Here is a 6006-nt window from a genome sequence, read left to right on the forward strand (position 1 = left end):
TTTTGGAGGTTTGATTTCTGGTGGTATTCCTACAGGAACATCAGCAAAATCGAAATAATTTTCATAGAATAAATTTTGGAATCTAACAGCTATAGGCTGCATTCTGAAATTATCTACATAAGAAGCTACGAAGTTAATATTTTTTTGACCGTAAGTAGCATAGAAAACAGCTAAAGAAGTATTAGCAGCTTTGTTCATGTAGTTACCATATTTCATAGAAGTAAAATCATCAAAAGTTTTAGTTCTGCTGTTATGGAAACCGCCGAATTTAGTATTGAAGCCGCCTAAAGTTCTTTTAAATAAGCCTCTTGACATTACATAACCAGGATGAGCATATTCATTGCCTTCATTTCTTGATTTATACTGTTCTAAAGTGTAATCGCCTTCATAAACAGCACTTACAGCAAATAATTTATCTTCATGGAAGAAGAATTTATAAGCCCATTTAGTTTCTTTTCCAGCTAGTGTAGCATCTTCATTAATAGCATCAGCTCTAACTGTCATACATTTAAATTCGTTTGTAACTATAAAGTTGAAATATAAAATGTTTTCATCTCTTGTGAATAATTCTGAAACATCATTAGTAGTAAATTTAACATTTATCCAATCCATAGTTTGAGGGTTATACCATACTAAATCTGGATCTGGATATTTACTAACATAGAATGTACCGCTTACAGGCTCAGCAGCTGCTGATGAGAAATTAGAAGCCATTAAGATCTCATTAACTTCATCAGGACTTATACCATAAGGAACCAAATCATTAAACTTGTAAGGAACTGTTTGGTATGCATGAACTGATATTGATATAGCTACCAACAAAAACATAACTAGTAATTTTTTCATTTTGTTCTCCAAGATTTTAATTGTTTATATTATACTATATTAAAAAATTAAAGCAAATCAATTATGTTTACTTACTGTAATTTTTTTAATTTTTTACATTATTAATAAATTTATTTTGATTGACTTTTTATGGAAAATCGTATATCATGTTTCAAATAAATTTATATACTTCGCTTCCTTATTTATAAAGAAGCTTTGTCCAAGGAGTTAAAGAAATGAGAGAATACGAAATATTATTCGTAACAGAAATCAATGACGCTGTGCATCAAAATGCTAAAGATCATGTAACAACTATTTTGCAGAATTATCATTCTGAAATATTCCATGAAGCAGATTATGGAATTCATAATTTAAGCTACCCAATACGTAAAGTTAATCAGGGTAAATTTTATTTCTACCATTTTAGATGCGACGGAAATAACTTATCTAATATTGAAAGAGAATTACGCTATGAACTCAGCATATTGAGATTTATAATAGTTCGCTTAGATGAGATAATTCAAAAAGATAAAAAAGAAAATAATAGTAATAATGAAGAAGCTTCAAAAGAGGCTTAATTTTTAGAGGCTTATTTTATGGCAACAGATTTTAATAATGTAACAATAATAGGAAGACTTACTGCAGATCCTGTAACTAAATATTTACCTAGCGGAAGTGCAGTTGTAGAGTTTTCTATAGCAAATAATTATTATGTTAGTACAAAAAATACTACAGAAGTTAATTATTTTGATGTGGTTGCTTTTGGTAAAATGGCTGAGACTGTTGGAAAGTATCTTACTAAAGGAAAGCAGGTTGCTATAAGCGGTACTTTAAGACAGGAAAGATGGCAGGATAAAGATACTAATGCCGCAAGATCTAAAGTAAGAATCATTATGCAGACTATGCAGATGTTAGGTGCTGCAGGCGGTTCCGGTGCTGCCAGCATGGATACTACATATTCTCCTTCAGCTTCTCCTTCAAGTGTTGATTTGGGAAGTTTTGAGGATGATGATGAAGTTCCATTTTGATGATTAATAATTTTTTAGGAGATAAAAATCATGGATTTAGAAAATACAGAAAATTTTGAAAATAGTGCTGAAGAAGAAATGAAAGCTAAAGGCGATAAAAAAGCCCATTTCAATAAAGAAGTAAATGAAAAAGACGGCAGAAAGAAATTCTTTAAAAAGAAAGTATGTTATTTCTGCAAAAACAATATAGATGTATTAGATTACAAAGATATTAAATTATTAAAAAGATATGTTAAAGACAGCGGTAAAATTATACCTAAGCGTTTAAATGGTACTTGTTCTAAGCATCAAAGATTAGTTACTAAAGCTATTAAAAGAGCTAGAAATATAGCACTTTTACCTTATGAAACTAGATATTAATTTTTTATTATATTAAAGAATATTAACAGCTGTTATAATTATTTATAGCGGCTGTTTTTTATTTGACAGTTTTTTATCTTGTATTATAATAAAAAAGCATAAAATAATTAAAATTAGGATTTTAGATATGAGTAATGAAATTAATGAGTATAGAAGATATTTATCTCAGGATATTATAAAAACATGTATAAGAATGCAAAAGGATGGAATTAATCAGGGAACTTCCGGTAATGTAAGTTTTCGTTTTGAAAATGGAATGCTTATAACTCCTTCCAGCATGCCTTATGATACTATGAAAGCTGAAGATATTGTTTTTGTTGATGAGAATGGAAATGCAGAGCCTAATAAAAGACCTTCAAGCGAATGGAGATTTCATTTATCTATATTAAAGGATAATCCTGATTTTAATGCTGTTATACATAGCCATTCAATATATTCTTCAATAGTTTCAATAATGGGAGTTGATTATATACCTGCTATACATTATATGGTAGCTGTTGCAGGAGGTAAAATTATACCTTGTGCTGAATATGCAACTTATGGTACAGAAGAGCTTTGCAATAATATATCAAAAGCTATGAAAGGATATAAGGCATGTATTATAAAAAATCATGGTCTTGTGGTTTCTGATTCCAGTATGGAAAAGGCTTACGGTGTTTTAGTTGAAGTAGAAAATCTTGCCAGAGAATTTGTTGAAGTTAGTAAAAGTGGAAAGTATAATATATTATCCGATGAGGAAATGGATATAATACTCAAAAAATTCGGCAATTACGGGCTTAATGCTAGAAAATAAATATGTTCAATATAATAGATTTGAATCATTATAATAGAAAAGAACATTATAAAATGTATATGTCAGATGTTCCTTGTACTTATAGTATAACGGTTAATTTGGACATAACTAATTTTTATAAATCAGTTAAAAATAAAGATGTTAAATTTTATGCTTCTATTATTTACTTTATATCAAAATCTGTTAATAAATATAAAGAATTTAGAATGTCATTGAATGATAATAAAGAACTTGGATACTATGACATAGTGCATCCTAGTTATACTATATTTCATAAAGATTCTAATACTTTTTCATGTATTTACACTGAATATAATGAAGATTTTAATTTGTTTTATAAAAATTATATTTCGGATATAGAAGCTTATGGAGATAATAAGTCATTTTTGGCTAAGCCTTGTGATTTGAAGAATATATTTAATATTTCATCAATTCCATTATCTTCATTTACTAGTTTTAATTTGAATTTAAAAAATGGTTTTGATTATTTGCCTCCTATATTTACAATAGGAAAGTACTATTATAATGATAAAAATAATTTAATAATACCTTTAGCATTGCAAGTACATCATAGCGTATGCGATGGTTATCATGTTGGTATTTTCTTTGAAGATTTGCAAAGAGAATTAAATGATTTTTAAAATAAATAAAGCTTATTGAAAAAATATTACTTTAATTATAAAATAAATGTTTATAACATTATATTTTATAATATTTTTATTCGAGGTTTATGGATTTATGAAATTATTGAAAAATAAAATCTATATATTTGTATTTACATTTTTATCACTATTTTTTATATCATGTGCTACAACATCAAAAAGCACATCAAGCGGCGGTGTATATGTAGGTGAAGAAACAGGTGAAATAGGTATAGTTAATAATTGGAAGAACCCTGATTTTAAAGGCGGAAAGACCACAAAAATAGTTGCTGAAGGTTTTGCTTCTGCTGACGGAAGAGGTGAAGCTGATGCTATAGAAAGAGCTATAGAGAGTGCTAAGCGTAAAGCAGTAGAGCAGGCGGTTGGTTCTATTGTTCAAGGTTCAACTTTAGTAGAAAATAACAGACTTATAAGTTCAAAAATATATGATAATACAACTGGTTATATATCTTCATATAAAGTATTAAACATTTCAAAAAGCGGTTCAGTATGGTATTCAAAAATAGAAGCTGTTGTCGGTGTTGATATGATTCAGGATAATTTGCAGGCTATGGGAATACTTATGGACAGAAAGAATATGCCTCTTATAGTTATGCTTGTTACTGATGAAACAGGAGAATTAAGCGAATCATTTAATGTTCAATTAGAAAAAAATATGAGTGAAAAAGGATTCAAATTTGTAAGTGCTAGTTCTCTAAGCAGCGTTATGAGAAGAGAAAATATAAGTTATGAAGATACAAGAGGTTCACGTGCTTCGGATTATGTAAAAAGAATAGCATCTGCAACAGGGGCACAGATTGCAGTATTGGGTAAGGCTGAGGCTGCTTTCTTTACTACTATAAAAGGTACTGCCATGAAAAGTTATAGAAGCGATGTAGCAATTACCGCTGTTAATATATCAGATTACAGCACTATAGCACGTTCTACTCATCAGGCAGGAGGTGTAGGAGGAAGCGATAAAGATGCACATTCAATTGCTTTAGTAAAATCTGCAGATTCCATATCAGATGATTTTGTAAATCAGATAGTAACAAAATGGCAGAGCGAAGTTCAAAACGGTACAGAATATACTATATATGTTAGCGGATTAGATTTTAATGATTCTATAGATTTTGAAGAGGCATTAAAAAAGAATATAGGCGGATTAAAAAGCGTTTATAATAGAGGAGTATCCGGTACTTCATCTATGTATGTTGTTAGATATGTAGGCAGCAGCAGAGATTTAGCTGTTGATATTAATGCCAAAGCAAAGAATATGGGTTATCAAGTTATTATAAGTAAATTTGATGATAAAACTATTACTTTGAAAGCTAGCAGAAGGTAATATTAATATAATATGAAAGAAAAGCTAGTGCTTCATACTTGCTGTGCAGTTTGTATGTGTTATCCTAAAACCATACTTGAAGATTATGATACAGTGTTTTATTTTTATAATCCTAATATATATCCGATTGCTGAATATGAAAGAAGAAGGGATGAGTTTATAAATTATGCTGAAAGTATTGGTATAAAGACTCATATAGCAGAAGGCGAAAATGATGTTCAAAATTGGTATAATGATATTAAGGGTTTTGAAAATGAACCTGAGAAAGGTGCCAGATGCAGTATTTGTTTTAAGCATAGAATGAAAAAAGCATTTGAATATGCTGAAAGTATCAATGCTAAATATGTGGCAACAGTTATGACAGTAAGCCCTCATAAAAACAGTAAGGTTATTGAAATGATAGGTAATTCTTTAGCTAAAGAGCATGAATCAGTAGAATATCTGCATTTTGATTTTAAGAAAAAAGACGGATTCAAAAAGACTAATATAATAGCAAATGATGCCGGACTTTACAGACAGCATTACTGCGGATGCGAGTTTAGTATTAGAGATTAATTTTATAGTTTGTATTTTTATCTGATAAATTTTTATTAAGTTGAAAATTTAATTAAATTCCCCGCCCTCTAGGTTTAAAATAATTTTTGTTATTTTTATATATTTTTCTTTTTTGTTTTTTTATTATATTTGAACACCCGCCCAAGTTTTTTTAAAATTTATTGTGATGATTACCGTACGCTTAATGATTTTTTGATTATGGATAATTGATGATTTAAATTTATTATATAACATAGGTATAATAGGAAATGATTATAAATAAAAACCCCTTACTTTAAACTTAAGCAAGGGGCAGTATTATATTATTTAATCAAACCCATTAGGATATTATGAAGGCTTGAATAAATATCGCGGAATACCTGTAAAATTTTTAGTAAGTAAGCATTATAAGTTGGCTTTTATGTTCTAATATTGTTTGGGTAACTGGCATATAGGACATATTAACTTTAATATATTTTA

The 6006-nt window shown here is 28.9% G+C and carries 8 protein-coding genes; 7 read left to right on the forward strand and 1 reads right to left on the reverse strand.

All coding sequences use genetic code 11. The features are described 5' to 3' along the window. Window positions 1-846, reverse strand: an 846-nt coding sequence (locus tag Q0J90_RS02315) for a hypothetical protein (RefSeq protein WP_297276372.1), incomplete at its 3' end; no start/stop codon positions are given. Between the two features lie 215 nt (window positions 847-1061). Between Q0J90_RS02315 and rpsF the strand changes: the two genes are divergently transcribed. The 7 genes from rpsF to Q0J90_RS02350 all read left to right on the forward strand — a co-directional run bounded on the left by rpsF (window position 1062) and on the right by Q0J90_RS02350 (window position 5547). Continuing rightward, entirely contained in the window at window positions 1062-1403 is a 342-nt protein-coding gene (gene rpsF, locus Q0J90_RS02320) for a 30S ribosomal protein S6 (RefSeq protein WP_297276373.1), read from the forward strand. 18 nt (window positions 1404-1421) lie between these two features. Then, the gene (gene ssb, locus Q0J90_RS02325; RefSeq protein WP_297276374.1) at window positions 1422-1853 is read left to right on the forward strand and encodes a single-stranded DNA-binding protein; all 432 of its coding nucleotides are present in this window, start codon (window positions 1422-1424) and stop codon (window positions 1851-1853) included. A gap of 30 nt (window positions 1854-1883) precedes the next feature. After that, window positions 1884-2213, forward strand: coding sequence for a 30S ribosomal protein S18 (gene rpsR / locus Q0J90_RS02330; protein ID WP_028329463.1), 330 nt, complete (start codon window positions 1884-1886; stop codon window positions 2211-2213). 127 nt (window positions 2214-2340) lie between these two features. Then, window positions 2341-3006 (forward strand): class II aldolase/adducin family protein, encoded by a 666-nt coding sequence (locus Q0J90_RS02335; protein ID WP_297276375.1) that lies wholly within the window; start codon window positions 2341-2343, stop codon window positions 3004-3006. Window positions 3007-3008: 2 nt separating this feature from the next. Next, window positions 3009-3647 carry a type A chloramphenicol O-acetyltransferase gene (gene catA, locus Q0J90_RS02340; RefSeq protein WP_297276376.1) on the forward strand — a complete coding sequence of 213 codons (639 nt, stop codon included), beginning with the start codon at window positions 3009-3011 and terminating at the stop codon, window positions 3645-3647. Window positions 3648-3744: 97 nt separating this feature from the next. Then, complete coding sequence (locus Q0J90_RS02345) at window positions 3745-4992, forward strand: DUF6175 family protein (protein ID WP_297276377.1); 1248 nt, start codon at window positions 3745-3747, stop codon at window positions 4990-4992. A 12-nt stretch (window positions 4993-5004) separates the two neighbouring features. Next, window positions 5005-5547 (forward strand): epoxyqueuosine reductase QueH, encoded by a 543-nt coding sequence (locus tag Q0J90_RS02350; RefSeq protein WP_297276378.1) that lies wholly within the window; start codon window positions 5005-5007, stop codon window positions 5545-5547. Window positions 5548-6006 lie beyond the last annotated feature (459 nt).

Source organism: uncultured Brachyspira sp. (assembly GCF_944390595.1).
GTDB lineage: Bacteria > Spirochaetota > Brachyspiria > Brachyspirales > Brachyspiraceae > Brachyspira.